Raw genomic sequence first — 25,208 nt, 5'->3', positions numbered from 1 at the left:
AAATCTAAAATCTAAAATCTAAAATCTAAAATCTAAAATCTAAAATCTAAAATCTAAAATCTAAAATCTAAAATCTATTCCTGTCCCCAAGTCGATGGACTTTCGTTCCATTCAAGCAGGGTCGATTGCTGCTCTTCTGTGATATATTGTTTTTGAACCGCTAAATCTAATAGATTTTCGTAATTGCTTAATGTAAATAGATCAATATTTGCATTTTTGAAATTTTCCTCGGCAACATTAAAGCCATAAGTAAAAATCGCAGCCATACCTTTAATATTAGCACCTTCGTTGCGTAAAGCTTCTACAGCAAGCAAACTGCTGTTTCCTGTGCTGATTAAATCTTCAACCACAACAACATTTTGACCTTTTTGTAAAAAACCTTCAACTTGATTTTGTCTGCCGTGTTTTTTAGGCTCAGGACGTACATATACAAATGGTAATCCAAGGCTTTCGGCAACAAGAATTCCCACTCCAATGGCTCCTGTGGCAACACCAGCAATAACATCAGGCTTTCCAAATTGTTTTTCAATATTTTTCGCAAACTCATCACGAACGTAGTTTCGGATGCTCGGAAATGAAAGAATTAACCTATTATCGCAATAAATAGGAGATTTCCAACCAGAAGCCCATGTAAAAGGATTTTCGGGATTCAATTTAATTGCATTTATTTGCAAAAGCAATTCGGCTGTTTTTTCGGCAGTATCTTTATTAAAAATCATAGTACAAATGTATAAAGTTTTTGTGAACGACAAACCACTTTTTTTGACAAATGAAATCTCAAAGGAAACAGATTTTCAATTGTTCTTGTTGGAGAGTATTGATATCGAACAGCTTATAGTGAAAATATTTCAAAATAAAATTCAAAAAGCTATTTTATATCATCCCGACGAAAGTGAAATTATGAAAACCCTTAAGGCCAAAATTCCGGTAAATAAAGCCGGCGGTGGTTTTGTGTATAACAAAAAAGGAGAGGTTTTATTTATCTTCAGAAACGGAAAATGGGACTTACCTAAGGGCGGAATCGAGAAAGGGGAGGACATTGAAGCCACCGCAATGCGCGAAGTAGAGGAAGAAACAGGCGTAAACCAGCTCCGAATCACGAATAAACTTCAAAAAACCTATCATATTTTCAAACGCAACGGAAAATACAAACTCAAAATCACGCATTGGTTCGAAATGCATTCTGATTTTGAAGGAACCCCACACGGACAAATCGAAGAAGGCATCGAAAAAGTAGCCTGGTTAAACCCGGAACAAATCAAAGAAGCCTTAAAAAATTCCTACGAGAATATTAAACTCTTATTTGCAGAAGAAGTAAAAGCTAAAGTTGATTAAACTTAGCACCTCAGTCTTAGTTTCTCAGCACCTCAGTACCTTAGCATCTTTAAAATCAGGGCGTGCCACCATTAAAAAAAAGACCCAATCAACTTTGCGTTCATTGGGTCTTTTTTTTACTGCTGTCGGGCTATCCGCACTGCTTCGGCAGCTTGCTTCTATCCCTCACGCGGCTAATCGTTTAAAGAGTTCTTCTTTGTTTTTATTCGCTATCCTCATTTTTTATGCCTTTAAGCAATGCGTAAATTGCCATTGCATGACCTTGACCTAAGGCAAAATCATTTTTAAGCCAATTTACAATATCACCGGCTTTTACTTCCGGCTTTAATTCTCCATTTGCAGTAAAACCTTTTTGTTCAGCTAAAGCTCTAAACTCAGCCGGACCATTTCCTGTTTTTTCTCTAATTGTTTTTAAGTATCCTTGAAATGACATAAAATAAAAGTTATTAGTTAAGTAATACGAAAATACAAATTAAAATAGAATTGGTTTTCAGGTTTTTCTTTCTTTAGTTTCGCTTTGTTAAGATGTTAAATCAAGGATGTAATGAACTTTAATTTCACACAAAATGACTACAATCATTGTCATTTCGACGAAGGAGAAATCTTCGCGAGAAGCTCTACAAAGATTGGACTTTCATTGCGGAGTCCCGCTCGTGCCCTTTTTAGTTTTGACTTAGATTGCGTTCACTAGCGGGATGCTCGCGCTAGCGGGGTAAACTGTAATAATTTTTTTTATATTCGTAGAAAAACATGTTAATATATGATAAAGCTAAGTGAAAGTCAAAACGAGAGATTAAAATTTCTAAGAGAAAATCTAAGTATTATAATAATAATTCCAGCATTTTTAGGAGGTATATGGCAGTTGTTTGAACTAATGGCAATTTCTTTTTCTCTAATTAGATTTTTTTCAATTTCTCAAATTGTGCAAGATGGTTTGTTAATCCTTGGTTTTTTACTATTTGCTTTAATTTCGCCTTTGATGGGGTTTTTAACTACATTGGAAATGTTTGGAGGAAAAGCATCAGAAGAAAATGTAAATGCTTCAAAAACTCCTTTAACAAAAGCTCAAATTAATAGAAAATATATTGTGAATATATTCTCATTTTTAGGTATATGTGTAATAAGTTTAAATTTAATTTGGGAAAAGTATTTTGCAACAACAACTATAGAAAATTTAGGTTTTGTTATTTTATTGGCTTTTGGAACAATTCTGATTTGCTATAACTTACTTAATTCTTTAAGTCGTATATTAGATGTAAAAGATAAATTAAGTATAAGACTTTGTAAGTTTATGTTATTTCTTTATATTTTAATAATTACATATATTGTGAGTTGCCAAATGCATGATTTATTTTTGTTAAATGATGATTTAATTAATGTTGAATATGTAAAATCTAATTTAGATAAAACCTATCCTAAAGCAAAAAAACAAATTTTGTACTACAATGATAAATATATTTTTATAAGAATAATAGATAATCAAGAAAATAAAAATAATTCTAATAATAAGGGAAAGATTTTAATTATGGAAATAAATAAAATCTTCGATGTAAAAGAAAAATAGTTATTACAGAAATATTAATTTTAATAATAAATTTAGATTTTCAATTATAAATTAACACCTAATAATTCTCTAAATTCCTCTCTTATATCTATCATAATTGGTTGAATATTATCAATAAGTCTTTTATAGGCATTGATTGCTAATAAATTTTCTTGATTATAAAATTCTCCTACAAGTTTCTTGACTATTTTTATCATAAGCTTTAAAGATTTCAAAGCATTCTTGTATAAAAATTGCAATAATAGATTCAAGGTTTTCACTTAAAAAGATTAAGTTATCATCAATATATCTTATAAATTCTTCGTGAGATTTTCGGAAATTTTCGTTTAATAGATACTGGTATTCAATATGTGTTGTATTATTTGGAACAACTTTTATAATGTCAACATATCTAACTAAATCATTTCTCGTTTTATTCAATAATGCATAAGTTGTTTTTAAAACGTTAAAGCGTTCTTCGTGTAACTTAGTAAATTTGAAATTTTCTTTCGCTTTTAATGAATCTAATTCATTTTGAAATTTTGCGTTTTCAAGTGAGTGTTCCAATTTGGTTTGTTCGAGTTTCTTGTCAAAAGAGCTTTTTATTCTCCCTTCAGTTATTTTGGTAATAATTAAAGTAATAAATGTGGTAACAATTGAATAGCTAAAAATGTTAGTTAATACGTTTTCCATATTTGTCATATTTTAAATAAATATAATATTAATTCCAATAAAGCTTTGCGACCTTAGCGTTTGCTCAATTCAATCAAAATCAAAAAAATCTTTGCGTTCTTTGCGGTAAAAAAAACGCCATCAAAAAAAAACTACAAAACCCGATAAACAGGATACTGCATATGCGCCTTTTCATAAAAAACAGAATGCTTGTAAATCCAGTCTAATTGCGCTTCGGAGTTTTTAGCAAATTCACGATCGTTTTGTATTTTGGTTTCTAATTCGGCTTTTAGGGCAGGATTTTCTTTTAAAAGATTGGCAGCAGTATCTTCAAAAATATATTCAGAATAATGTTCTTTTTGCTGTAAAATTGGATCGAAGAAATTCCAGTTAAAGAATGAATCAACTCCTTCTGGTTCAAAAGCTTCTAATAGATATTTTACACCTTTTTGAGTTGTTGGGACCAGATAATCACCTTTGGCGAAAGCCATTTTAACCATTTTAGACGTTACCGTTGTATTTCGATGTAAATAATGCCCTTCGTAAGCAGAGGGAACGGTTTTAAAATCGGCAATTCTATAACTTTCAACTTCTATAATGGTATCGTTTTTAAGCTGTGAATAGCTGATATTATTGTTTTTTAAAAGATCGATAATATTCCAATATCCTCTCGGTATAACATAAGCTTTTGGAATCACAACTTCCTTAACCGATTTGAATTCTTTTATATACGGAACGTCTTTTTTATAAGGTCTGTTTCGATCGTAATACAAACGGTTTCCTGTTGTGGCTTCGCTTTTTTTGTAACCGGATTCATATCCTAAAAACGAAAATGTAGTGGCTTTTGTGCTGTCTAATTCCCATTTTAAGGTATAAGATTTTTTAGGCAGGTATTGTTCGAGGTTTTTTACTCGGAGTTCTTTAATTTTTATGTAATTCGCATCGGTAAAATCCAAAGTCGATTTCATGTATTCGTAAGTCATTTTTACACGTTCGGCATATTTTTTCAGCATGTGCGTTTCGACCACAAAACCAATGGTATTAAATAGGGAAGTGTAACCCGTTGTATATCGCGGACTATCAACAAATTGCCCGAATCCTTTATCCGGTGTGTCTTTAAAAGAGTCAACATAAGGTGTTGTTTCGATATTCTTTTTCTGTAAATCTTTTACCAGTGCCGGCATCATTTCGTTGTTCATAAAATCGCCCAAAACGGTTCCGAGTTTATTATGCTGTGTCATAATATAGGTTAGTTTGTATTGGTAATCAGAACCATTGCTTACGTGATTATCGATAAAAACATCGGCATTTATTTTCTGGAATATTTCAACGAAACTTTTGGTGTTTCGAGTATCCGATTTCATTAAATCCCGATTCAAATCATAGTTTCGGGCATTTCCTCTAAAACCGTAAATTTCTGGTCCGTCCTGATTGGCGCGAGTTGTCGAATTTCGGTTTAAAGCGCCTCCAATATTATAAACCGGAATGCAGACTAAAACGGTATTTTTTGGCGCTTGTAATTTTCCAATTGCCAGATCTCTGTAAAATTGCATGGTCGCGTCGATTCCGTCCGGTTCTCCGGCATGGATTCCGTTATTGACAAAAAGAACTGCTTTGGTTTTCTGGATTTTCTCAAAATCAAAATTTTTATCTGGATTAAAAGTCACTATGTGTAAAGGTTCTCCAGAATCCGTTAATCCCATTTCTTTAATTTGAATCATTGGAAAATCATGAGCCAAAAGCTTAAAATAAGCAATAGTTTCCTGATACGAAGCCGATTGATTTCCGTTTCCTTTCTCAAAAAACGTATCGTATTTTTTATTGTTTTGAGCGAAAAGGGTTATTGTGAAAAGTGAAATGAAAATGGTGAAAAATCTCATGATTTTGGTTTTTTGATAGTCAAATATAATAGTTTTATTTGTTTCAGGTTTCAGGTTTCACGTTGATATGTTTTGTGGTAAATGGTTTCCCGCAGATTTTGCAGATTTAGGCAGATCAAAAGGATTTTTATAATTAAAAAAAGTATCTGCTTAAATCTGCAAAATCTGCGGGAAACATTTTTTGCGATTTGTATATAAACTTGACCAGAGACTGAAAACTGCGACTGCGACTGAAAACTGAATACTAAAAACGGTACACTGCCAACTATTTTCTCTACTTTTGCAAAATGAATAAAAATCACCATTCCAACAATATACTTTCGAATTTAGGTATTGAGAGCCTGAACGAAATGCAGGATGCAGCTCAGGATGCGATCTTGAACGATAATAATGTTTTACTGCTTTCTCCAACAGGATCTGGAAAAACACTGGCTTTTTTGCTTCCTGTTTTAGAATTGTTACAGCCGGAAATATTATCTGTTCAATGTTTGATTTTGGTTCCGTCGCGCGAACTTGGACTGCAGATTGAACAGGTTTGGAAGAAAATGGGAACGCAGTATAAAGTAAATATTTGTTACGGCGGACACTCGATTGATACTGAAATTAAGAATTTAAGCAATCCTCCGGCGGTTTTAATCGGGACGCCTGGAAGAATCGCAGATCATATTGATAGAGACACTTTTAGAACGGATAAAATTCAGACTTTAATTTTAGATGAGTTTGATAAATCGCTTCAATTAGGGTTTCACGAACAGATGTCTTTTATTATTAGCAGATTGCCAAAAGTGAATAAAAGAGTTTTGGTTTCGGCTACTTCTGATATTGAAATTCCGAAATACACACGAGTTGTAAACCCAACCGTTTTGGATTTTATTCCGGAAGAAGAAGAAAAAGCAAATCTTTCGATGAAAATGGTTTTATCGCCTTCAAAAGATAAGCTGGAAAGTTTGTTTAATTTGATTTGTTCGCTCAAATCGCAGTCGGCTATTATATTTTGTAATCATCGTGATGCTGCAGAACGTATCAGCGATACTTTAAACGAAAAAGGAATTTACGCCACCTATTATCATGGCGGAATGGATCAGGACGAACGTGAGCGTGCTTTGATTCAGTTTAGAAATGGCAGTATAAGTTACCTTATCACGACTGATCTTGCAGCACGTGGATTGGATATTCCTGAAATGAAACACGTAATTCATTATCATCTGCCTTTAAAAGAAGATGAGTTTACACATCGTAACGGACGTACGGCTCGTATGCAGGCAACGGGAACGGCCTATATTATTGTTCACGAAAGCGAAAAACAATTAGATTATATCGATTATGATATGGAAATCCTTGATGTAAAAAACGTAAACAGCCTGCCGAAACCTCCGGAGTTTCAAACTATTTACATTAGCGGCGGAAAAAAAACAAAATTGAATAAGTTTGATATTGTGGGTTTCTTTTCTCAAAAAGGAAAACTGGAAAAAGACGATTTAGGACTTATTGAAGTAAAAGATTTTGTTTCGTTTGCAGCAGTGAAATTCGGGAAAGTAAAAGAACTCTTAAAGAATATCAAAGATGAGAAAATGAAGGGTAAAAAATTTAAAATTGAAGTTGCCCGCAATGTAATAAAGAAAGAAGAAGAGAAAAATAAGAAATTTTAGGCTTTTTGAGATAGTCTTACAAGGTTAGTTTTTTATTTTATGGTTCTGTGTATCAGTTTTTTATAATTTCATGCATAAGATTAACATTTTTGTGTTAAAAAAATAATGAATTGATAGGTGTTTTTTCAATATTTCTGTGTTTTTTTGTTGCAGTAAAATTGTAACCCCAAATTCATTATGAAAAAGATTATTACCATTGCCATTTTGTTCTTTAGCTTTGTTTCGTTTGCGCAAATCAAAGTTCTTGAAACAGTTCCTGTTGAAAAATTAGGAAAAGTAAATAACAACTACATTCAGAAAATTGGAGACGAGTATACTGTGTACTACACAAGTATTTTAAACGATGATGATTCTTCACCTCTAAGAAAATTTTCGTTTAAAAACCTAAATAACGATTATACCAATCTTTACAACATTATTATGGGTGGTTTTACAGCTAGCCCGTTGTATGATATTAAATTAGAATTACCAAACAACTATATTTGGTTACACTATACAGGAAACGTTGTTCCAGACAAATCTACAGTTCAATTCATGGTTTCAAGCAAAGACAGAGATGCAGCTACAAATAGTGTTTCTGAGCCATTAGTTAAAGATCAAATCAGTAAATTATTCCAGAAGTAATTTTCTATTATAAACAAAAAAGCTGTTCTAATCGAACAGCTTTTTTTGTTTATAGGCTCAAAGTTTCAGAGGAACAAAGGTTCAAAGGTTTGATTTCAGTTTGTAAAAAACTTTGTCCCTTTGAACCTTTGCCTCTTTGAACCTAAAAAAAAATTATATTTTCTTCACATATTGCGTTATAATCACTATCTGCTGTCCGTCTACTTTTCCTTCAATGTATTCGGCGTTTTCGTGATCTAAACGAATATTACGCACGGCAGTTCCTTGTTTGGCAACCATACTTGATCCTTTTACTTTAAGATCTTTGATTAATACAACCGAATCTCCGTGTTGTAAAACTACACCATTACTGTCGCGGTGAACCAATTTATTTTCATCATCTTCGCCTTCGCCTGTTGCTTGTGCCCATGCTAGTGTGTCCTCGTCTAAATACATCATATCAAGTAATTCCTGAGGCCATCCTGCAGAACGTAAACGGCTTAACATTCTCCATGCCACAACCTGAACCGGAATATTCTCATTCCACATGCTGTCGTTAAGACATCTCCAGTGATTTAAATCGACGTTGTCCGGATTTTCAATTTGGTCAATACAGGTATTACAGGCTAATATAGCTTCGTCAACACCGCCTTTTTGAGTTGGCAGTACTTGATATACTTTTAGGTTCTCTTCGTTGCTGCAAAGTTCGCATTTTGATCCGCTTCGTTTGCTTAATTCTCTTTCGATACTCATTACTTATTATTTATTTTAAAAATGCGAAATTACTTATAATTTGCTTCGCTGGCAAATTTATGGCTTCGATTATTCTATATGTCATTGCGAGGAACGAAGCAATCTCATTTGCTAAATTTTGGCGGAATGAAATATAGTGTGTTTGCTTCGTTCCTCGCAATGACTTTATGTGCGGTTAATTATTTTTGGATGGATTGAAATCCATCTCTACAAAATGTTTCAAGCCGATGGCCTTTGAAATATATTTAATTTTATTTTGTAACCCTAACCGCATCAGGAACCAGCATTTCGTACTCGCCGCCATGACGCAATACATCTCGGACAATGCTTGAACTGATAAACGAAGTACTTGCTGCTGTTAGTAAAAATACAGTTTCTATTTTAGACAGTTTTCTATTGGTGTGTGCAATTGCTTTTTCAAATTCGAAATCGGCGGGGTTGCGCAGGCCTCTTAAAATGAAATTGGCTTTAAGTTTTTTGGCTAAATCTATTGTCAATCCTTCATAGGTAATTACCGAAACTTTTGGTTCGTCTTTGAAGGTTTCTTCAATAAAGCGTTTTCTTTCTTCTAATGAAAACATGTATTTTTTTTCGGCATTGACACCAATGGCAATTACGATTTCATCAAACAAAGGAATTCCTCTTTTTATAATGTCTTCGTGTCCAAGTGTAATAGGGTCAAATGATCCCGGGAATATTGCTTTTCTCATTTTTTTTTGGAGGTTCTAAGGTTCTGAGTTGCTAAGATTCTAAGTTTTTTTGGTTCCGATAGCTATCAGAATGAGATTTGAAATTTGATTTTTTTCTAAGTTATTCTAAGTGTTTTTATTGCCGGAACCCATTCGTCTTTTTTACAGACTTCACAGTTTGCGGTTCCTTTTTGGACTTCTTGTGTATGGCCGCAGAATGTACAGGCATGAATTTCGTTAGTTAAAATAGTTTTGCTTTTTTCGTTGAATAATGCAGGTAAAATAGGAAGCCCGTATTTTACTTCTTTGTCTTCATAAAAAAAGACACTTATTTCTCCGCTTGGTTCTATAAAGGCATGTTTTACTTGTCCTAAATGTTCAATTGATTTTACGCGAAGTTCAGAGAAAAATTCATCTTGTGCCAAGGTTTCTTTTTTGAAACTCGAAATTGAGAATTTTCCATTGTTGATTAAACATTCGGTTTTGCCTTCTATAAATTCTTCAAATTTTTTGCTTTTACCTGTAAGCCAGGTTACAGTGCGATACAAAATAATGATTACTAGAAATACGATCGCGGCAGGAACAATTCCGACATCTTCATAAAACATAGGATCGCCGGCAGCAGAACCTAATGCAATAATAATTACGGTTTCGAAAATAGACAATTGTTTTACGCCTCGTTTACCTGCTAATTTTAATGTTAGGAGTAAAATGGTAAACATTACCGTTGAACGAAATATTACCTCGAGAAGAAAAACTTCGGGAAGTTCGTTGAAAAATAGTCTATTCCATTCAAAGATTTGTTTCATTTTTTTGAGGTGCTAAGGTTCTGAGATTCTAAGGTCCTGAGTTTTTTAGGTTCAAAGGCTTGGCATTGTCTGACTTCGACTTCGCTCAGTCTGACAGTGGAAAAAAAAGGTTCTGAAATCTTAGAATCTCAGAACCTTAGTATCTTAGCTTCTTTAAGAAAGAACCAGCTCAATTGCATTTGTGAATAAATCTTCCAGAGAAATTCCGGCTGCTTTTGCTTGCTGCGGAATCAAACTTTCGGTTGTTAAACCCGGAATGGTGTTCATTTCGAGCATGTATGGTTCGTTGTCTACAATGATGAATTCACTTCTTGAGAATCCTTTCATTTTTAAGACTTCGTAAGCACGTTTTGCTGTTTCTCCTACTTTTTGAGTTAGCTCGTCTGAAATTCTGGCTGGCGTGATTTCTTGTGATTTTCCTTCGTATTTGGCTTCATAATCGAAGAAATCATTATCAGATACAATTTCGGTAATGGGTAATACTTTAATTTCTCCTTTATAATTGATTACTCCAACAGAAACTTCTGTTCCGTCAAGGAAACTTTCTATGATAATTTCGTTGTCTTCTTTATAGGCTACTTCAATTGCGATTGGAAGTTCGGCTTCGGTTTTTACTTTCGAAATTCCGAAACTTGAACCAGCTTTGTTTGGTTTTACGAAACATGGCAAACCTACTTTTTTAACGATTTCCTGTGTATTGATAATATCGCCTTTGTTTAGGTAATAAGAAATAGCTGTTTTGATTCCGTATGGTTTTAAAACCGATAATAAATCACGTTTGTTGAAAGTTAAAGCTGCCTGATAATAATCGCAAGACGATTGCGGAATGCCTAATAATTCAAAATAAGCCTGCATTAATCCATCTTCACCCGGAGTTCCGTGAATGGCATTGAAAACGCAGTCGAAAGTGATTTTTTCTCCATTTACCGTAACAGAGAAATCGTTTCTGTCAATTGGAAATTCGGCATCGTTCGCGTCTACATAAACCCATTTTTCTTTAAAAATATGAATTCGGAATCCGTTGAATTTTGTTTTGTCAAGATATTGATATACAACGTTTCCGCTGATAAGCGAAATTTTAAATTCGCTTGAATATCCGCCCATGATAATGGCAATGTTTTTCATTTATATATTTTGTTTCAAGTTTTAATTTGTTTCAGGTTTCAGGTTTTTTGCCACGAATTGCACTAATTATCACTAATTTTTTGTTTGTCAGACTGAGCGAAGTCGAAGTCCCGTATGCTGAATCACTATGTGAGACTTCGACTTCGCTCAGTCTGACAATATCGTGACTGCTCTAATGAAAATAAAGAACAAAAAATTTCTTTTGAAAACGAGTGCCTAGCCCTGATGGAAGCGGCATCCTTTTGTGCCGGTGTTCGGCATAAAAGATACAGCGTACAGCAGGAAATTGCTCCTGAAAATTATGCTTATTTCAAAGCTTGCGGGTACTCAGGATAACAATTGGAGTACTTTCTCGTTTTAAACAAAATTATCATTTTTTTTGAAACGAAATAGCTTTATCTTTGCCACAACTAAAAATAAATTTATGAGTTTACGTAAGTATTTAACTAGCCGAGTATTTTTCTTGCAAGTATTGAGTGCGGCTGCTATTATTGCGGTTTTGGGTTATTTGTTTATGCATTGGTTGACGTTTACAACTGATCACGGACACGAAATTGCGGTTCCTAATTTAGAGAAACTGACTGAGGAACAAGTCGAAGCAAAACTGGATGAACTGGACTTAGATTATGTGCTTTTGGATAGTGTTGATTACCGAAGTGAATTTCCAAAATATAGTGTTGTTGAGCAGGATCCGCTGCCGGGAACAAAGGTAAAAGTTGGAAGAAAAATATATATTAAAATTAATTCATCGGGATTCTCGTCTGTTAAGATTCCTGATTTAATTGAAAAAACATATCGTGAAGCGGTACCAACTTTAAAGGCTTTAGGGCTTGAGGCTGGAACGATTACTTATATTCCGAATCTTGGAAAAGATATGGTTTTGGAAATGCGTTACAAAGGCAGAAACTTAAAAGTAGGCGACCGTGTATTGAAAGCGTCTAAAATCGACTTGGTTTTAGGTGATGGAAAAGCGAGTTATGTAGATGACAGCCAGGCAGACAGTACTGCAGTGCCTGTAGAAACCCCACAAGATGAACAATAATATTGAAGAAAATTTAGATCTGGAAGACGAATTATTCGAACATTTTAGATTTGAAGTCCCTAAAGGTCAGGCGCTTTTGCGTATTGACAAATATTTAATGAATTTGATTCAGAATGCAACGCGCAACAAAATTCAGAACGCTGCAACTGACGGAAATATCTTTGTTAATGATATTCCGGTAAAATCAAATTATAAGGTAAAACCTTTTGATGTGGTGACGGTTATGTTATCGCATCCGCCGTTTGAAAACCATATTCTGCCAGAAGATATTCCGTTGAATATTGTGTACGAAGATGAGGCACTTTTATTGATTAATAAAGAGCCGGGAATGGTGGTGCATCCAGGTCACGGAAATTATACGGGAACGTTGGTAAATGCTTTGGCACATCATTTTGATAATCTGCCAATGAACAGCAGCGAACGTCCTGGATTGGTTCATAGAATTGATAAGGATACTTCGGGACTTTTGGTTGTGGCCAAAACTGAAGCTGCGATGACGCATTTGGCAAAACAATTTGAAGCTAAAACATCTGAGCGTGAGTATATTGCTCTTGTTTGGGGGAATGTTGCCGAAGAAGAAGGAACGATAGAAGGTAACCTTGCAAGACATCTTAAAGACCGTATGCAAATGGCGGTTTTTGCTGATCCTGAGATTGGGAAACCTGCTATTACGCATTATAAAGTTTTGGAACGTTTTGGTTATGTTACTTTAATTTCGTGTAAACTGGAAACAGGAAGAACGCACCAGATTCGTGCGCACATGAAACACATTGGACATCCGCTTTTTAATGATGAGCGTTACGGAGGTCATTTGATTTTGAAAGGAACTACGTTTACAAAATACAAGCAGTTTATAGAGAATTGTTTTAAAGCATTACCACGTCAGGCGCTGCATGCAAAAACGCTTGGATTTGTTCACCCAAATACAGGAGAAATGATGCGTTTTGATACTGAATTACCTCAGGATTTTCAGGATTGTTTAGAGAAATGGCGTAATTATGTGAAATCGCATAATACGGAAGATGAGAACTAATTTTAGATTTTAGATTTTAGATTTTAGAGATTAGATTTTAGATTTTTAGAATAAAGAAAATAGAAAATAGAATTTCTCGTAACAAAAAAGCTCCTTTTAGGAGCTTTTTTGTTTTTTATAGTGTTTTGATCTTCAAATTTATTATTTTGACTTCGCCGTTTGTTAGAAATCCTAGTTTTCCTTTTTGGCTTAGATTGCTTTTTTCAAGAGAACATTCTAAGGATGTTTTGTTGTCTACAGAAAAGAACAACTGATTATTTGTAACTCTGATTTTTACATCATACCATTTGTTATTTTGTAATTCCAGAGGTTTCTTAAACAATGTTGGTCCGCCTCGTTTGCCGTATTCGTCGCTGTTTTTGTTGTAAACTCCTTTTCCAATTACAATATTTTGATCAATTTGATAAAGGTAGGTTCTAATGTAATTTTCCTGGTCTGAATTGAGCATTACTTCAAATAAAGATTGTTTTGTCATATTGACTTTAAAATCAATTTCGTAGTTTTTTGGAAGCTGTTTTTTAGACATCGCAACACCCCAATGATCTGGAGTTCCGGTTCCAATTAAAGTATCGCTTTTTTGAAACCATTCGTTTAAATTGATACTCCAGTTTGATTTTAATGCCTTATCTGTAAGTTTATATTCTTTCTTTATTGTTGAAATGGTGCCGGAACATGAAAACAGTAAAAACGATGCGATCAATATTCCTGTAATTTTAAGTTTCATTTTGTTTTAATTTAATTCTGAATGGTATTTTATTTTACCAATTGAACCCGTTGGTGATGGTAAAAGTTCAAAAACTGAAGTAGGAGCAAGGCCAGATTCTATTCTGTGCGAAACGTACAAAATTGTAACGTTGGTTTCTTGTTTTATGGTATTGATAAGCTGAATTACCAGATCTACATTTTCGTCGTCTAAACCTTCTACGGGTTCGTCTAAAATTAATAATGGAGGATGTTTTAAAACGGCGCGAACAATTAAACCAACTCTTTGCTGCCCGATAGAAAGGTCAATGAAACGTTTTTTTCTTAAATGCGTCATTTCGATTACTTCCAGCCATTGCGAAACGATTTGTTTTTGATGCGTTGTAGGCTCAATATAAAGTCCGATAGAATCGAAGAATCCGGAAAGAATCATTTCTTCCAGAGTATGTCCTTTCTGAAATAAATCGGTCATTGAAGTTGCGAAAATTCCAATTTGTTTTTTGATGTCCCAAACGCTTTCTCCGCTTCCTTTTTTTCTTCCAAATAAAAATAAATCCTGACCAAATCCTTTTGGGTTATCTCCTGTAATTAAGGATAGAATAGTGCTTTTACCCGAACCGTTTGGCCCGATTAACTGCCAGAATTCACCTTGTTTTATAGTCCATGATATGTTGTCCAGAATTTTTCTTTCGTCGTAACTAACCGAAACATTTTCTAATTTGATTAATACACTTTCGTGGAAGGAATGCGGTTCAATTGCTTTTGGAATTGAAGCTGTATTTAAGGTTTTAAAATGATTTTCGGTTTTTGAAATAGGGTGTAATTCAAAAGTATTGTCTTTAATCTGCGCTTTATTAGGAACAAAAGCCAAAACATCAACAACACGATTTAAGAGTTGAATTATGGCAATTTCATTGGTTAAATCTTTTAAAGAATCGGCCAGAACGACTCTTGAAGCTTGATCTAAATGATCGAACGGATTATCGAAAATGATGAAATCCGGTTTTTGATTGATACAGTATTTTAAAAATTCTTTTTTGCGTTCGCCAGATGAAAAAGTACGTAATTGTCTGTGCGAATCCGGAGATGCCTCGACAATATCGTATTGGTATTCTTTTTCAATGAATTTTTCGATGGCGATGTCAGAGAATAAAATCCCTTTTTGGTTGTTAAAAACGGCTAATTCGTCTTTTGCTTCTCCGGAAAGAAGCGAATCTATAAAGGCTTTTTTATTTACCTGATTTGATAAAAGTATATCCCAATGCTGCATTTTTGTATTATTAAAAGTTTCTTTTGCCACTCCCGATAGCCATCGGGATAGAAGATTTACACAGATTGAATCATTTTAATCCTTTAATCTGCGGCAAAAAGAATAAAGTTTATTTAGTTTTTTGTTGCCATTTCGCGGTCATTTCTCGACCATTCGCTCCAGGAACCCACATAGAGTTTCGGGATTTCAATTCCTGCATAATCCAAGGCTAATAGCGTATGACAGGCCGTAACTCCTGATCCGCAATGAACAATTGTATTTTGAGAGGATTTATTTTCTAAAATAGCATCGTATTTTTTTGCCAGAATTTCAGGAGATTTAAAAAGACCGTTTTCGTCGAGATTTTCGCTAAACGGAACATTTATGGCTCCGGGAATATGTCCGGCGATTAAATCCAGCGGTTCTGTGAGCCCGTCAAAACGGTTTTTATCTCTTACATCAATTACAATATTTTGGCTGTTATTTCGAGCCGTTTCAACTTCGTCTATAGCGGCTAAACCTAGTTTCCATTCTGAAATTGGATATTTTTCGGCTGGTTTAAAACTTTCCGGCTGATTGCTTACGGGGAATCCTGCTTTTATAGCTTCTTGCAAACCACCATCTAAAACCTGAACTTTTTCATGCCCAATTGCTTTTAGCATCCACCAAAATCTTGCAGCGGCATTTGAGCCGTTTTTATCATCGTAAATAATGACGTGAGAAGAAGGCAGAATTTCGAGTTTAGAAAGCACTTCAGAAAATTTAGCAAAAGATGGCAGAGGATGTCTGCCGCCATTTGCAGGATCTGCGACAGTTGCCAGATCTTTGTTTAAATCAACATATCGAGCGTTTTTTAAGTGTTCTATTTTGTAATTTTCCTCGGCATTAATTCCTGCTCTGGCATCAATTAATATGATTTCAGATAAATCAAGTTTTAATAATTCTTCTGCTGAGATTATGGGAGAAAGTTTGCCAGCCATTGTAAATTGATTTATTTTTTAGAGTTTCCTAACCAAAGTAATCCGTCGAGAATTAATTTGCTTTCGGTTTTATTATCAAAAGTATACGAAAGCGTTTTGTTGGTTCCGTGTTCGTAATCAATATCGTTATGTCCCATGTTTACATAAAGCATTTTGTACTTTTTATTGGTCCAAACAACGGGATAATAACCACTGTGCCAGATTTCGTGCGCTTTTGGTCCTGTTCCTAAAGGAAAACTGCTAGGGTCAATAGCAACCAGAATTTCAATATCAGGATTTTTGGTTAAATCATTTCCCCAGCGATACCATTCGTTTGGTGCCGAAGTAAAAGTTTTAGGCAGATTTTTGGTTGCCGGATGCTGTTTCTCGACTTTTAAAACGGCTGATGTTGGTTTCCAGGTATTGCTTCCGTATTCGCCAGAACCTAAAAAAGTATTGTGATACCAGTTCCAGTTTTGTGGATAGCTGGAATTGTTTAAAGCAAAAGCCGAGAAATGAAAGCCCATAAAACCACCGCCGTTTTCCATGTATTTTTGGAAAGCTTCTCTTTGTTCCGGAGCTTCTGGTCTGGTGTCTAAAAATAAAACCACTTGATAATTGGCCAGAAATTTTGCGTTTAAGTTGTTCCAATTGTATGTAGAATCGTAAACGAAATGATTTTCTTGGGCAATCTTTGGGAACCATTTGTTGGCTTCGTGAACGAAACTAATATGGGCCTGATCGTTTTTTGCCGTATAAAAAGCAATTACTTTAAATTTAGTTTTTTCTTTTTTGTGCTGTGAAAATCCTGTAAAAGAGATCAGTAAAAGCAATACTAAAGTTCCTTTTTTGGCTGCTGAATGAAATAGGTTAAAACTGCTCATTTTTAAAATTAACCTGGAATTTTTTCAATTAATATTTCGTTTCCGGCAATATCAAAATAAGTGCAGGTCATTTCGATAATATCGACTCTCCATTTTGCAATACCGCATTGTCCGGCATGATTGCAAAAAGTAAGATAATCTGTTTCTCCTTGCTGATGTTTTACTAAAAATTCAATAAAAAGTTCCTTGTTAACGGTTACTGCAACCGAAATTGGATTGTATTTTTCGTCAGAAGTTACCGTGTAGTTATTTACGCCATAATATTCGACGTGTCCGTCATTCACGAAAGTGTCGTAACCTTTTACACCCAAAATAATTAGGTCTTGTATATAATTTGGAAAATCAGCACCTGATTTTACTTTAGAATGTGCTTCTTTAATTTGGTCAATTGTAAACATAAGATATTTAATTTTTTTAGTTATTTATTTCAAAAATACGATTAATGGTTTTATAAATTGATCGAAAGATTCAATGTGCGGTAAATGTCCGGTGTTGGGTACTTCGACTAATTTAGAATTCGGAATTGCTTTTTGAGTTTTTTTGCCCAGTTCGGCATAATTACCCATTGTTTTTCTGATTTCTTCAGATACCAAAGGTTTTCCAATTGCGGTTTTATCTCTGGTTCCGATGATTAAAAGCGTAGGACTTTTGATGTTTTTAAATTCGTATAAAACCGGCTGGGTAAAGATCATGTCGTACATTAAAGCAGAATTCCAGGCTACTATGCTGTAGTTTGGCGCCGAAGTCCATCCGGCGCCAAGTTCGGCCCATTTTTGGTAATCGGCGTTCCATTTTTCATCATAATAATTCGCCATTTGGTATTTTTTAATACCCTCGTAATTTTGTTTTAATTCCGATTCATACCACCAATCTACAGGTTTGTACGGAACAACCAATTTCCAGTCTTCTAAGCCAATTGGGTTTTCTAAAACTAGTTTTTCTGCTGTTTCCGGGTACATCAAAGTAAATCTTGCAGCTAACATACCGCCCATAGAATGCCCTAGAATAGTGGCTTTTTCAATTCCTAAATGATCGAGCAGTTTTTTAGTATTCTCTGCAAACTGCTGAAATGTATATTGAAAATTATCTGGTTTTGATGATTTCCCAAAACCTATCTGATCTGGAACAATAACGCGATATCCTTCTTTTGTTAAGGCTTTTATAGTGGTTTCCCAATAAGCGCCGTTAAAGTTTTTTCCGTGAAGTAATACAATGTTTTTATTGTTGTAATTGGCTGGTTTTACATCCATATAAGCCATTTTTAAATATTGACGCTGATTGCTCAATTCTAAAAATTGTACGGGAAACGGATATTCGTAATTTGTTAAGTTGATGTCTAACTGCTTTATTTTTTCTTCTTGCGAAAAGCAAAAAAGGGGCAGTAATAATATAATGAGTTTTATAGTTTTCATTTAGATGCAGGTTTTTATTAAGGATTATAAATTTACCGCTATGCATTTTGAAATGCAAAGATTAATGTCTTAAAATTATCAGAAAATAAATGAAAACTGTTACAATTATGCCATTACGGCTGCAATATTTGTGGTTGTCTTTTTTAAGCTATTTCTTTATTGTTACTACTCTTTGCGGATATGGAATGTCTATTGCGGCTTCATCAAAACGTTTTTTTATGCTTTGCAGTAAATCGCAGTACATAACAAAACCATCTGTAGAATTTTTTGCCCAGGCCCAGGCTTTTAATGTTACGCTGGAATCGGCAAGAGCTACAACTCTTGCAATTACCAAAGGCGTATTTTGTTTTTTGTTTTCGGCAGTTCTGGTATCGACAAAAAGCGGATGTTTAGAAATTTCATCTTTCATTATTTCCAGTGCTTCTTCAACATTTGATTCGTAGCCAATTCCTATTTCGATTATTTTACAGCATTTTGTATCGTGCATATTAGTATTTACAATAATCTGAGCGCTTATTACGGAGTTCGGAATTATGATTCGGTTGTTTTCGGCATCTTTTAAAACAACTTGTCTAAGGTTTATATCTTCAACCGTGCCTACAAAATTGTTGATAGTGATTTTATCATTAATTCTAAAAGGTTTAAAAATTACGAGAAAAATACCGCTTACAATATTACTCAAAGCCTGTTGCGAAGCTAAACCGGCAACTATAGATATAACACCTGCACCAGCCAGAAAGGAATGACCAATGATTCTAAATTCGGGAATTTGAATTAAGGCAAAAGCAAATCCCAAAATGTAAATTACGGTTATGATTAAGTGTTTTAAGAATTTGAATCCGGTTGCATCATATTCTTTATTACTTAGTTTTCGATACAAAAAATAGCGTAATACTTTATCCGTAACTGCTCCTAAAATAATTGTGGTAAGTGCAATTATAGAAATGATTATGCCTATTCTAAAGTCTTTTGCAAAGTCGAACATAAGCTTTTGATATTTTAAATTCGTAGTTTAACAAAGTTATTGTTATTAAATATAATACGACATATCTAAAATAACAATTTTAAAAAGAATGGTTTTGATATTGAAAATTCTAAAAAAGAAAAAATCCAAAAACAGAATTTAGACTTCTGCTTTTGGATTTTTATATTTTGATCTTTTTTTTTAACTTAAAGTCCAACGAAATCATCGCTTTTAGGGAAAATACTCAGTGCCTGAATCGCAATTTCCGGCGTTGGAGAAGCTAATTTTCTTAATTTAGTATCCATCCATGCACCGTCAACGGTAATAACTGCACAAAGTGTATCATCTTCTCTTCTAAATTCGTGAATGATAGACCAACGCGAAGCATCGGCTTTCATTTTTGATGTTTTGGTGTGGATGAATATCTTGTCTGAAAGTTTTAATTCTTTTCTGAAAACACATTCTTCTCTAAATAAAACAGGGCCAAAACCTTGTGTTTGCATTACTTTTAGGGTTAAGCCTAATTCTTCAAGGATTTCGATACGATGTTGTGCGCCAAAATCGTAATATGCACTGTGACGAACGTGAAAATTAGGGTCAAGATCTGACCAGCGAAAAGATATTTCTTTACTAAATGATGCCATTTTTTAATTTTAATTTTAATGAGAAACCGAAATTACGAATAAAATAGAAAAACTGTTTTCCTGAATAGTTAAAAGTATTAATAATATTCTGTTTTAAAAGGAACAAAGTCTTGCAGTTTGGGTAATGGTTTAATTACGATTTTCTTTTTTGTATGGGTAACAGGAAAATCATCCTGCCCGTATGGCTCTGTTGTTTTGAGTCTGATTCCGGTTGATAAATTAAAATCGATTGTTCCCATAGTTCCCTGTCCATCCGAATAAACTTCTGAAAAACCAATGAGCTCGAAATTCCCGTTTTGATATCTGAATTTATGTTCAAAATGTCCTCTAATAAGTTCGTTGCTGATAATTAAAATTCCTTTTACGATTTTAATTTCATAAAATGAATTTCCGTTACTGTATCCGTTTTTGCCTTCCGGATATTGCGGGTCAATGGCTTGTGTAGAAGAAATATTAAGTTTGAAACCGCCATTTGGTTCAGCAAAATAAATATTGATTTTATACGGATGTTTTTCGTTTAAAGTATCTTGTAAAACCTCGGCATAATCGATTAATCCATCTTTGTTTAAGTCGCCTTTTGCTTTAGCAATTTCTTTATTGAAATTGTCTTTTTGAGCAAAGAGTGTGACTGAGAACAGGGAGAGAAATAGTAAAAAGAATTTTGACATTAGTGGCATTATTTTAAATCAGATTCTTGTATAGGTGAGATCACGATATCATCTTTGTTTAAAGATTTAAAAAAATCTCCTGCATTAAATCCTTCTCCCAGAGTAGTAACTCCGGTTTGTTTATTAGTTTTATGAGATAAAATTCTATTTACGGCTTCGACAACCAGAGGTGCGGTAACGGCATAAATATCCTGACCTTGAGCTGTAATTGTTCTTTTTTGATTGTCTTTTAGAGCAACTACTTCCAGAGAGAAAAGCTGCGAAGATCTGTTTTTTGCATCTGTTGGTTTTGGCTCAGGTGTATCTGCGTTTCTAAGATCGTTTAATGAGTTTTGACTTAGATAAGTAGAAATATTATTTGCTTTTAAGTGACGAGAAATAGTGATGATTTCTGAAAGTGGCAGTGTTACAACTTCTTTAATTCCAATTGGGTTTTTAAAATCCCAGTTTATTGGAGCAGATGGTTGTAATTCTTGCAGCTGACCGTCTTTAAAAGTTAATCTTTTATAATGATTTCGATCTCCGGTTAATCTGGTTCCTTTTGTAGGATGCCAGGAATCAAGACCGATATAAACGTTTATTTCGTCAATTTGATTCCAATCGTGAGTTAGTGCAGTGCTTAATAAATCTCCCAAACCGCCATAAAAAGCAACGGCCGGAATTATTAAAATTTTATCTTTTGCCAGTTCAGAGAATTGTTCAAATACATCCAAAACTGCTTTTTGTTCGGCACTTAAATCAATATAATGAATCCCCAATCGCAATGCCGATTTGATTATAGGTTCTGCCGTGTCCAGAAAAGGGCCTGCGCAATTTATGACAATCTGCGCAGTAGAAAATGCATCGTCTAACGTTTTTGAATCGTTAATATCTGCTGCTTTTACGATTGAAGTAGGATATTCTTTTTGGAGCTGTAACAGTTTTTCTTCGTCTCTTCCGGAAAGAATTAATTGATATCCCTGGCGATCAAGTTCGGCGGTAATAAATTTTCCTGTGTGGCCGTAAGCGCCATAAATTGCGATGCTGTTTTTCATGTGAGAAATTTATTCAACTAAGATAGTTGATTTTCTGTTTCTTTTTTAGCATTTAGTTTCTTTACAATCCAAGGCAGAGAAAGTCCTTGTCCAATAAGAGTAAAAAGTACAACGGCAACAGAGATAAAGATAATTGCATTTCTTTCGGGAAAAGGAGTTCCGTCTTCAAGAAATCTTGGGAGTCCAATGGCAATGGCAAGTGAGACAATGCCGCGCATTCCTGACCAGCCCAGAATGATACTGTTGTTAAAGTCGAGAAGTGCATCTTCGCTGATTTTTCTTCTTCCTTTACGATTTTTTAGAAATGCTTTTTGGAGATTTATTTTTTGCAGAAATATTCTAACAAATCGTATTAATAAAGCAACAATGGTTATGATGAATGCGTAACCAATGTAAGGCAATAGCATATCGTCGTCAATGTCTTTTAATACGTATCTAAAATTAAGTCCGATGAGGATAAAGATTAATCCGTTTAATAAAAAGATGATGATATCCCATAGACTTCTTGAACTGTTCTTTAAGCTTTCGGGAAAGATTTTTTTGCTAAAACGTGCAATGGCCAATCCTGAAATAACGACGGCAATTACTCCGGAAACATGTAATTGCTCGGCAATTAAATAGGTTACAAATGGCATTAAAAGCATGAAACTAATCGTAACATTTGCGTTTTTGTGGACTTTTTTCAAAATCACAGCCAGAGTTTTTGACATTACAAAACCTACCAGAAAGCCGCCACCTAATAATAAAATAAATTGCAATGTGGCCTGCCAGATGATAAAAGCAGATCCCATTACTGCCGCAACGGCGAATCGATAAGCGACTAAGGCCGAGGCATCATTTATCAAACTTTCGCCTTCCAGAATAGTAATTGTTTTATGAGATATACCGAGTCCTTTGGTTATGCTTATTGCTGCTACGGCGTCGGTTGCAGAAAGTATGGCTCCAAGTACAAATGCGAGCGGCCAGGTTATATTTGGAATCATATAATGCGCAACTACTGCAATCCAAAATGTAGTTAGAAAAACTAAAGTTATGGCAAGCGTGCTTATGGTGTTGATGTTGGTTTTGAAATCTTTAGGAGAGATATTAAACGAAGCGTCATATAATAATGGAGGCAGAAATAATAAAAAAATAATCTCAGGGTTTATTTCGATTTCGGTCATTGTTGGCACGAAACCAATTGCAACTCCGGCAATAACGAGCAGAATAGGATAGGGTAATTTTGCTTTGTCAGCAAAGGCAGATAATCCGATAACAATGGCGAGTATGAAAATAATAATGCTGTAATTTTCCATTTTTATAATTTAGAAAAGCGCTAATGTAAGTAATTCATTATTTAATTGAAAATTAAAATGCTTTAACAATGCCGAAAAAAAAGTAATGAAAAAGAGTGCCCTAGCCCCGATAGAAGCGACATCCTTTTGTGCCGGGGTTCGGCACAAAAGATAGAGCGGATAGCGGGAACAGCTCCTTAATTATGACATATTTAGAAGGGTATGCCACGTATGTCAGGTTTTAAAAATGTCATGTTGTCAGATGATTATTGTCGTGCCAATAGTAAAACTGACAATTTTATTTGGTTTTTTATATTGGCACAAAGATTGACTTATGCCACCTGAGTTATAAAAATTAAATCAAAATTAAATATATAAAAAATGGGTAAAATAATCGGAATTGACTTAGGTACGACGAACTCTTGTGTTTCTGTAATGGAAGGTAACGAAGCAGTTGTTATTCCTAACGCAGAAGGAAAAAGAACAACTCCATCTATCATCGCTTTTGTTGAAGGTGGCGAAATTAAAGTGGGTGATCCTGCAAAAAGACAAGCAGTAACGAATCCTACAAAAACGATTGCTTCTATTAAACGTTTTATGGGACACACTTTTGCTGAAACTCAAGATGAGGCAAAAAGAGTTCCTTACAGTGTTGTAAAAGGTGACAACAATACGCCGCGTGTGGATATTGACGGTCGTTTATACACTGCTCAAGAATTGTCTGCAATGACACTTCAAAAAATGAAAAAAACTGCTGAAGACTATTTAGGTCAAACAGTAACTGAGGCAGTTATTACAGTTCCTGCTTACTTTAACGATGCACAACGTCAAGCTACTAAAGAAGCTGGAGAAATTGCTGGTCTTAAAGTTATGCGTATCATCAACGAGCCAACTGCTGCTGCACTTGCTTACGGATTAGATAAAAAAGGAACTGACCAAAAAATTGCTGTTTACGATTTAGGTGGAGGTACTTTTGATATCTCTGTTCTTGAATTAGGAGACGGTGTATTTGAAGTATTATCTACAAATGGTGATACTCACTTAGGTGGTGATGATTTTGACCAAGTTATTATTGACTGGTTAGCTGACGAATTCAAAACTGAAGAAGGTATTGATTTACGTTTAGATCCAATGTCATTACAACGTTTAAAAGAAGCTGCTGAGAAAGCTAAGATTGAATTATCATCTTCTGCTGAAACAGAAATCAACTTACCTTACGTAACTGCTACTGCTTCTGGACCAAAACACTTAGTGAAAAAATTATCTAGAGCTAAATTTGAGCAATTATCTGATACTTTAGTAAAACGTTCTATGGAGCCAGTTGCTAAAGCATTAAAAGATGCAGGTTTATCTACATCTGATATCGACGAAGTAATCCTTGTAGGAGGTTCTACTCGTATGCCAAGAATCGCTGACGAGGTTGAAAAATTCTTCGGTAAAAAAGCATCTAAAGGTGTTAACCCTGATGAGGTTGTTGCTATTGGAGCTGCTATTCAAGGTGGAGTTTTATCTGGAGATGTAAAAGATGTATTGTTACTTGACGTAACACCTCTTTCTTTAGGTATCGAAACTATGGGTGGTGTATTGACTAAATTAATCGAGTCTAACACAACTATCCCAACTAAAAAATCTCAAGTATTCTCTACTGCTGCTGATTCTCAACCATCTGTTGAAATCCACGTATTACAAGGAGAAAGAGCAATGGCTGCTGATAACAAAACTATTGGTCGTTTCCACTTAGATGGTATCCCGCCAGCACCAAGAGGAGTTCCTCAAATTGAGGTTACTTTTGATATTGATGCTAATGGTATCATCAAAGTTTCTGCAACTGATAAAGGAACTGGAAAATCTCACGATATCCGTATCGAAGCTTCTTCTGGATTAACAGCTGAAGAAATCGAAAAAATGAAAAAAGATGCTGAAGCTAACGCTGATGCTGACAGAATTGCAAAAGAAAGAGCTGAGAAATTGAACGAAGCTGATAGTACTATTTTCCAAACTGAAAGTCAATTGAAAGAATTGGGAGATAAACTTACAGATGAGCACAAAACAGCTATCGAATATGCTTTAACTGAATTGAGAATGGCTCACCAATCTCAAGATCTTGATGCAATCCAAAAAGGATTAGACAATGTTAATGCAGCTTGGAAAACAGCTACAGAAGCAATGTACGCTCAAGGTGGTGAAGGACAACAAGCTGCTCCACAACAAGAGCAGTCTCAAGGAGACAACGTTGAAGACGTTGAATTCGAAGAGGTGAAATAATTTACTCCGTAGAGACGCAC

The 25,208-nt window shown here is 34.6% G+C and carries 26 protein-coding genes; 7 read left to right on the top strand and 19 right to left on the bottom strand.

Features of this window, described 5'->3' with window-relative positions; all coding sequences use genetic code 11:
• Positions 1 to 74: 74 nt before the first annotated feature.
• Entirely contained in the window at positions 75 to 719 is a 645-nt protein-coding gene (gene pyrE / locus AC1RRQ_RS22500; RefSeq protein ID WP_493025250.1) for an orotate phosphoribosyltransferase, read from the bottom strand.
• A 7-nt stretch (positions 720 to 726) separates the two neighbouring features.
• On the opposite strand from pyrE, the gene AC1RRQ_RS22495 reads away from it, so the two are divergent.
• A complete protein-coding gene (locus tag AC1RRQ_RS22495; RefSeq protein WP_493025249.1) occupies positions 727 to 1,335 on the top strand; it encodes an NUDIX hydrolase in 609 nt (202 codons plus the stop codon).
• A gap of 202 nt (positions 1,336 to 1,537) precedes the next feature.
• Here the strand turns inward: AC1RRQ_RS22495 and AC1RRQ_RS22490 are convergent, their stop codons facing one another.
• Positions 1,538 to 1,768, bottom strand: coding sequence for a DUF4287 domain-containing protein (locus AC1RRQ_RS22490; protein WP_493025247.1), 231 nt, complete (start codon positions 1,766 to 1,768; stop codon positions 1,538 to 1,540).
• A gap of 327 nt (positions 1,769 to 2,095) precedes the next feature.
• On the opposite strand from AC1RRQ_RS22490, the gene AC1RRQ_RS22485 reads away from it, so the two are divergent.
• Complete coding sequence (locus AC1RRQ_RS22485) at positions 2,096 to 2,899, top strand: hypothetical protein (protein WP_493025246.1); 804 nt, start codon at positions 2,096 to 2,098, stop codon at positions 2,897 to 2,899.
• Between the two features lie 156 nt (positions 2,900 to 3,055).
• Here the strand turns inward: AC1RRQ_RS22485 and AC1RRQ_RS22480 are convergent, their stop codons facing one another.
• The gene (locus AC1RRQ_RS22480; protein ID WP_493025245.1) at positions 3,056 to 3,571 is read right to left on the bottom strand and encodes a hypothetical protein; all 516 of its coding nucleotides are present in this window, start codon (positions 3,569 to 3,571) and stop codon (positions 3,056 to 3,058) included.
• Between the two features lie 131 nt (positions 3,572 to 3,702).
• A complete protein-coding gene (locus tag AC1RRQ_RS22475; RefSeq protein WP_493025244.1) occupies positions 3,703 to 5,430 on the bottom strand; it encodes a M14 family metallopeptidase in 1,728 nt (575 codons plus the stop codon).
• A 287-nt stretch (positions 5,431 to 5,717) separates the two neighbouring features.
• Between AC1RRQ_RS22475 and AC1RRQ_RS22470 the strand changes: the two genes are divergently transcribed.
• Positions 5,718 to 7,079 carry a DEAD/DEAH box helicase gene (locus tag AC1RRQ_RS22470; protein WP_493025243.1) on the top strand — a complete coding sequence of 454 codons (1,362 nt, stop codon included), beginning with the start codon at positions 5,718 to 5,720 and terminating at the stop codon, positions 7,077 to 7,079.
• Between the two features lie 177 nt (positions 7,080 to 7,256).
• Entirely contained in the window at positions 7,257 to 7,703 is a 447-nt protein-coding gene (locus tag AC1RRQ_RS22465) for a hypothetical protein (RefSeq protein ID WP_493025242.1), read from the top strand.
• A 153-nt stretch (positions 7,704 to 7,856) separates the two neighbouring features.
• Here AC1RRQ_RS22465 and AC1RRQ_RS22460 read toward each other — a convergent pair whose 3' ends face one another.
• The 4 genes from AC1RRQ_RS22460 to AC1RRQ_RS22445 form a co-directional block, all read right to left on the bottom strand.
• Complete coding sequence (locus AC1RRQ_RS22460) at positions 7,857 to 8,435, bottom strand: PhnA domain-containing protein (RefSeq protein WP_493025241.1); 579 nt, start codon at positions 8,433 to 8,435, stop codon at positions 7,857 to 7,859.
• A gap of 251 nt (positions 8,436 to 8,686) precedes the next feature.
• The gene (gene coaD / locus AC1RRQ_RS22455) at positions 8,687 to 9,145 is read right to left on the bottom strand and encodes a pantetheine-phosphate adenylyltransferase (RefSeq protein WP_493025240.1); all 459 of its coding nucleotides are present in this window, start codon (positions 9,143 to 9,145) and stop codon (positions 8,687 to 8,689) included.
• 95 nt (positions 9,146 to 9,240) lie between these two features.
• The gene (locus tag AC1RRQ_RS22450) at positions 9,241 to 9,933 is read right to left on the bottom strand and encodes a DUF421 domain-containing protein (protein ID WP_493025238.1); all 693 of its coding nucleotides are present in this window, start codon (positions 9,931 to 9,933) and stop codon (positions 9,241 to 9,243) included.
• A 153-nt stretch (positions 9,934 to 10,086) separates the two neighbouring features.
• Positions 10,087 to 11,058, bottom strand: a complete 972-nt coding sequence (locus tag AC1RRQ_RS22445) for a D-alanine--D-alanine ligase (protein ID WP_493025237.1) — start codon at positions 11,056 to 11,058, stop codon at positions 10,087 to 10,089.
• A 424-nt stretch (positions 11,059 to 11,482) separates the two neighbouring features.
• Between AC1RRQ_RS22445 and AC1RRQ_RS22440 the strand changes: the two genes are divergently transcribed.
• Entirely contained in the window at positions 11,483 to 12,100 is a 618-nt protein-coding gene (locus AC1RRQ_RS22440; RefSeq protein WP_493025236.1) for a PASTA domain-containing protein, read from the top strand.
• Positions 12,090 to 13,133 (top strand): RluA family pseudouridine synthase, encoded by a 1,044-nt coding sequence (locus AC1RRQ_RS22435; protein WP_493025235.1) that lies wholly within the window; start codon positions 12,090 to 12,092, stop codon positions 13,131 to 13,133. The genes AC1RRQ_RS22440 and AC1RRQ_RS22435 overlap by 11 nt, the downstream gene beginning before the upstream one ends.
• 115 nt (positions 13,134 to 13,248) lie before the next feature.
• Here AC1RRQ_RS22435 and AC1RRQ_RS22430 read toward each other — a convergent pair whose 3' ends face one another.
• From AC1RRQ_RS22430 to AC1RRQ_RS22380, 11 genes are all read right to left on the bottom strand, one after another.
• On the bottom strand, positions 13,249 to 13,857 hold the full coding sequence (locus tag AC1RRQ_RS22430; protein ID WP_493025234.1) for a hypothetical protein: 609 nt from the start codon (positions 13,855 to 13,857) through the stop codon (positions 13,249 to 13,251).
• A gap of 6 nt (positions 13,858 to 13,863) precedes the next feature.
• Positions 13,864 to 15,105, bottom strand: coding sequence for an ABC transporter ATP-binding protein (locus AC1RRQ_RS22425; protein ID WP_493025232.1), 1,242 nt, complete (start codon positions 15,103 to 15,105; stop codon positions 13,864 to 13,866).
• A gap of 113 nt (positions 15,106 to 15,218) precedes the next feature.
• Positions 15,219 to 16,064, bottom strand: coding sequence for a sulfurtransferase (locus tag AC1RRQ_RS22420; protein WP_493025231.1), 846 nt, complete (start codon positions 16,062 to 16,064; stop codon positions 15,219 to 15,221).
• An 11-nt stretch (positions 16,065 to 16,075) separates the two neighbouring features.
• On the bottom strand, positions 16,076 to 16,927 hold the full coding sequence (locus AC1RRQ_RS22415; protein ID WP_493025230.1) for a ThuA domain-containing protein: 852 nt from the start codon (positions 16,925 to 16,927) through the stop codon (positions 16,076 to 16,078).
• An 8-nt stretch (positions 16,928 to 16,935) separates the two neighbouring features.
• On the bottom strand, positions 16,936 to 17,325 hold the full coding sequence (locus AC1RRQ_RS22410; RefSeq protein ID WP_493025229.1) for a DUF1398 domain-containing protein: 390 nt from the start codon (positions 17,323 to 17,325) through the stop codon (positions 16,936 to 16,938).
• A 24-nt stretch (positions 17,326 to 17,349) separates the two neighbouring features.
• Positions 17,350 to 18,339 carry an alpha/beta fold hydrolase gene (locus AC1RRQ_RS22405; RefSeq protein WP_493025227.1) on the bottom strand — a complete coding sequence of 330 codons (990 nt, stop codon included), beginning with the start codon at positions 18,337 to 18,339 and terminating at the stop codon, positions 17,350 to 17,352.
• Between the two features lie 148 nt (positions 18,340 to 18,487).
• The gene (locus AC1RRQ_RS22400; protein ID WP_493025226.1) at positions 18,488 to 19,324 is read right to left on the bottom strand and encodes a mechanosensitive ion channel family protein; all 837 of its coding nucleotides are present in this window, start codon (positions 19,322 to 19,324) and stop codon (positions 18,488 to 18,490) included.
• 185 nt (positions 19,325 to 19,509) lie between these two features.
• Positions 19,510 to 19,947 (bottom strand): acyl-CoA thioesterase, encoded by a 438-nt coding sequence (locus AC1RRQ_RS22395; protein ID WP_493025225.1) that lies wholly within the window; start codon positions 19,945 to 19,947, stop codon positions 19,510 to 19,512.
• A 77-nt stretch (positions 19,948 to 20,024) separates the two neighbouring features.
• On the bottom strand, positions 20,025 to 20,615 hold the full coding sequence (locus AC1RRQ_RS22390; protein WP_493025224.1) for a hypothetical protein: 591 nt from the start codon (positions 20,613 to 20,615) through the stop codon (positions 20,025 to 20,027).
• An 8-nt stretch (positions 20,616 to 20,623) separates the two neighbouring features.
• Positions 20,624 to 21,649, bottom strand: coding sequence for a saccharopine dehydrogenase family protein (locus AC1RRQ_RS22385; protein WP_493025223.1), 1,026 nt, complete (start codon positions 21,647 to 21,649; stop codon positions 20,624 to 20,626).
• A 17-nt stretch (positions 21,650 to 21,666) separates the two neighbouring features.
• Entirely contained in the window at positions 21,667 to 22,944 is a 1,278-nt protein-coding gene (locus tag AC1RRQ_RS22380) for a Na+/H+ antiporter (protein ID WP_493025222.1), read from the bottom strand.
• Positions 22,945 to 23,304: 360 nt separating this feature from the next.
• Here AC1RRQ_RS22380 and dnaK point away from each other — a divergent pair, with 360 nt between their 5' ends.
• On the top strand, positions 23,305 to 25,188 hold the full coding sequence (dnaK, locus tag AC1RRQ_RS22375) for a molecular chaperone DnaK (protein WP_493025221.1): 1,884 nt from the start codon (positions 23,305 to 23,307) through the stop codon (positions 25,186 to 25,188).
• Positions 25,189 to 25,208: the final 20 nt, after the last annotated feature.

It is taken from the genome of Flavobacterium sp. GW821-FHT12A05, from assembly GCF_058807735.1.
The sequence above is the reverse complement of the archived record's forward strand: the minus strand, read 5'-3'. Positions and strand labels throughout refer to the sequence as shown.

Excerpts from the sequence above, each read along its gene's own strand:
- pyrE (WP_493025250.1), bottom strand. The coding sequence starts at position 719 with ATGATTTTTAATAAAGATACTGCCGAAAAAACAGCCGAATTGCTTTTG.
- AC1RRQ_RS22495 (WP_493025249.1), top strand. The coding sequence starts at position 727 with ATGTATAAAGTTTTTGTGAACGACAAACCACTTTTTTTGACAAATGAA.
- AC1RRQ_RS22490 (WP_493025247.1), bottom strand. The coding sequence starts at position 1,768 with ATGTCATTTCAAGGATACTTAAAAACAATTAGAGAAAAAACAGGAAAT.
- AC1RRQ_RS22485 (WP_493025246.1), top strand. The coding sequence starts at position 2,096 with ATGATAAAGCTAAGTGAAAGTCAAAACGAGAGATTAAAATTTCTAAGA.
- AC1RRQ_RS22480 (WP_493025245.1), bottom strand. The coding sequence starts at position 3,571 with ATGGAAAACGTATTAACTAACATTTTTAGCTATTCAATTGTTACCACA.
- AC1RRQ_RS22475 (WP_493025244.1), bottom strand. The coding sequence starts at position 5,430 with ATGAGATTTTTCACCATTTTCATTTCACTTTTCACAATAACCCTTTTC.
- AC1RRQ_RS22470 (WP_493025243.1), top strand. The coding sequence starts at position 5,718 with ATGAATAAAAATCACCATTCCAACAATATACTTTCGAATTTAGGTATT.
- AC1RRQ_RS22465 (WP_493025242.1), top strand. The coding sequence starts at position 7,257 with ATGAAAAAGATTATTACCATTGCCATTTTGTTCTTTAGCTTTGTTTCG.
- AC1RRQ_RS22460 (WP_493025241.1), bottom strand. The coding sequence starts at position 8,435 with ATGAGTATCGAAAGAGAATTAAGCAAACGAAGCGGATCAAAATGCGAA.
- coaD (WP_493025240.1), bottom strand. The coding sequence starts at position 9,145 with ATGAGAAAAGCAATATTCCCGGGATCATTTGACCCTATTACACTTGGA.
- AC1RRQ_RS22450 (WP_493025238.1), bottom strand. The coding sequence starts at position 9,933 with ATGAAACAAATCTTTGAATGGAATAGACTATTTTTCAACGAACTTCCC.
- AC1RRQ_RS22445 (WP_493025237.1), bottom strand. The coding sequence starts at position 11,058 with ATGAAAAACATTGCCATTATCATGGGCGGATATTCAAGCGAATTTAAA.
- AC1RRQ_RS22440 (WP_493025236.1), top strand. The coding sequence starts at position 11,483 with ATGAGTTTACGTAAGTATTTAACTAGCCGAGTATTTTTCTTGCAAGTA.
- AC1RRQ_RS22435 (WP_493025235.1), top strand. The coding sequence starts at position 12,090 with ATGAACAATAATATTGAAGAAAATTTAGATCTGGAAGACGAATTATTC.
- AC1RRQ_RS22430 (WP_493025234.1), bottom strand. The coding sequence starts at position 13,857 with ATGAAACTTAAAATTACAGGAATATTGATCGCATCGTTTTTACTGTTT.
- AC1RRQ_RS22425 (WP_493025232.1), bottom strand. The coding sequence starts at position 15,105 with ATGCAGCATTGGGATATACTTTTATCAAATCAGGTAAATAAAAAAGCC.
- AC1RRQ_RS22420 (WP_493025231.1), bottom strand. The coding sequence starts at position 16,064 with ATGGCTGGCAAACTTTCTCCCATAATCTCAGCAGAAGAATTATTAAAA.
- AC1RRQ_RS22415 (WP_493025230.1), bottom strand. The coding sequence starts at position 16,927 with ATGAGCAGTTTTAACCTATTTCATTCAGCAGCCAAAAAAGGAACTTTA.
- AC1RRQ_RS22410 (WP_493025229.1), bottom strand. The coding sequence starts at position 17,325 with ATGTTTACAATTGACCAAATTAAAGAAGCACATTCTAAAGTAAAATCA.
- AC1RRQ_RS22405 (WP_493025227.1), bottom strand. The coding sequence starts at position 18,339 with ATGAAAACTATAAAACTCATTATATTATTACTGCCCCTTTTTTGCTTT.
- AC1RRQ_RS22400 (WP_493025226.1), bottom strand. The coding sequence starts at position 19,324 with ATGTTCGACTTTGCAAAAGACTTTAGAATAGGCATAATCATTTCTATA.
- AC1RRQ_RS22395 (WP_493025225.1), bottom strand. The coding sequence starts at position 19,947 with ATGGCATCATTTAGTAAAGAAATATCTTTTCGCTGGTCAGATCTTGAC.
- AC1RRQ_RS22390 (WP_493025224.1), bottom strand. The coding sequence starts at position 20,615 with ATGTCAAAATTCTTTTTACTATTTCTCTCCCTGTTCTCAGTCACACTC.
- AC1RRQ_RS22385 (WP_493025223.1), bottom strand. The coding sequence starts at position 21,649 with ATGAAAAACAGCATCGCAATTTATGGCGCTTACGGCCACACAGGAAAA.
- AC1RRQ_RS22380 (WP_493025222.1), bottom strand. The coding sequence starts at position 22,944 with ATGGAAAATTACAGCATTATTATTTTCATACTCGCCATTGTTATCGGA.
- dnaK (WP_493025221.1), top strand. The coding sequence starts at position 23,305 with ATGGGTAAAATAATCGGAATTGACTTAGGTACGACGAACTCTTGTGTT.